Source organism: Planktosalinus sp., from assembly GCF_059864935.1.
In genome coordinates, this window is record NZ_JCBCCK010000499.1 from 1 (window position 1) to 1,639 (window position 1,639).

The 1,639-nt window shown below is 35.3% G+C and carries 3 protein-coding genes; all 3 read right to left on the reverse strand.

Annotation, left to right across the window (positions count from 1 at the left end):
• Positions 1–39: 39 nt before the first annotated feature.
• On the reverse strand, positions 40–516 hold the full coding sequence (locus AC6F75_RS14420) for a DUF6452 family protein (protein ID WP_500715787.1): 477 nt from the start codon (positions 514–516) through the stop codon (positions 40–42).
• Positions 517–642: 126 nt separating this feature from the next.
• Entirely contained in the window at positions 643–1,008 is a 366-nt protein-coding gene (locus AC6F75_RS14425; protein ID WP_500715788.1) for a four helix bundle protein, read from the reverse strand.
• A 94-nt stretch (positions 1,009–1,102) separates the two neighbouring features.
• Positions 1,103–1,639, reverse strand: a 537-nt coding sequence (gene rlmD, locus AC6F75_RS14430; protein ID WP_500715789.1) for a 23S rRNA (uracil(1939)-C(5))-methyltransferase RlmD, incomplete at its 5' end; no start/stop codon positions are given.

Below are 1,639 nucleotides of genomic sequence, written 5' to 3' on the forward strand. Positions count from 1 at the left end.
GTGGTTTGAGCCATAGTTGCCGGCACCAACACCAAAAAACTAATGATAGATATAAAGATGTGCCTCATTTTGATTTCTTGCGTTAATACTGTCACTTAGTATAATAATTTCATCTATCCAGCTTTGCTTGTTGGAAGGAGCGAGTGAAAATTCTAAATTTCTAAAATTGGTTCTGAACGCGCAGGCCCTGTTGATGAACTCGTCTTCCCGTTGGTAAGTAAAGGAAATAAAATCCACTTTGGGCAAACTGTCTGTGGCATTGGCAACAAAATAATAATCGGTAAAGTCTGCTCCTGTAAAAAGAGGTATTGCTATCGAATCAGTAGTTGTTGGTGAAAACAAGCTAAATTCATCGCCGTCACGAACAACTGTAAACGCATTCACCGCTTTCCTTGCTTCAGGATTTTCTGCGTTGTAAAAACTAATAATCAATAGCGGGGTTTTTGAAGTTTCAGGGGTGCAAATGTCATCGCGGGTACATCCCACAAAGAGCAGGGCAAGACATATAAATTTCAAATTTAAACATTTCAAATCTTTCATTTCAAATTTTTCATTTCAAATCTAATCTATTTCAAATTTTTCATTTCAAATCTAATATTTCAAATTTGAGATTAGATATTACAAATTTGAATTTTGAAATCATTACACTTTTCTATTATTTTTTTTTGATGTTGACACGCTTTTTGAAAAAATCAACACCAATTCGTTAGCTTCAATTAAAAGTTCTTTAATAAATTCTTTTGCTTCATAAAAATCAGTTCCTATTTGAATTCTTAAATTGGTTCTTGATTCACGAAATTCTTTCAGGCAAATCTGCATTTTATGAATATAATCTCTGTGAGACTCACCAGCTCTTGCTTCTGAATAATTTAGTGGAGGACTAGTAGCTGAACGTATCAATTGCCCATTCATATGGTCAGAAGCATAGGATTTTTTTGCCATTGAAGTTAATTTAATACAATCAATAGCAAACTTAATTAAGCGTTCTTCTAATTCGTCAGCAGTCATAGATATTTCAAATTTAAATATTTCAAATTTTGCATTTTAAATTTGTCAACTCAAATTTGAGATTTGAAATGACAAATTTGAATTTTGAAATAAGTTAGTCGCGTTTTTCCAAAAGTACAACATTTTCCACGTGATGTGTCTGCGGAAACATATCAACAGCTTGGGTTTTTACTACTTTATACATTTCATCCATCAGTGCTAGGTCCCTGGCCTGTGTGGCACTGTTGCAACTTACATAGACCACTTTTTGTGGAACCACATTCAAAATTTGCTGCACCACATCTTTGTGCATGCCGTCACGAGGCGGATCGGTGATGATGATATCGGGAATTCCGTTTTGTTGAATAAATGCTTGGGTAAAAACCTTTTTCATATCACCCACAAAAAAGTCAACGTTGTCAATACCGTTTAATTGTGCATTTTCCTTGGCCGCTTCAATGGCTTCGGGAACTGATTCAATACCTATTACTTTTTTGGCTTGTTTTGCTACAAATTGGGCAATTGTTCCGGTGCCGGTATAGAGGTCATAGACGAGTTCGTTTCCGGTTAAACCGGCAAACTCGCGGGTGATTTTATAAAGCTCATAAGCCTGTTCAGAATTGGTCTGGTAAAAGGATTTGGCATTGATTTT

Bases quoted from the DNA above. Each gene is read 5' to 3' on its own strand.
- AC6F75_RS14425 (WP_500715788.1), bottom strand. From the start codon at position 1,008: ATGACTGCTGACGAATTAGAAGAACGCTTAATTAAGTTTGCTATTGAT.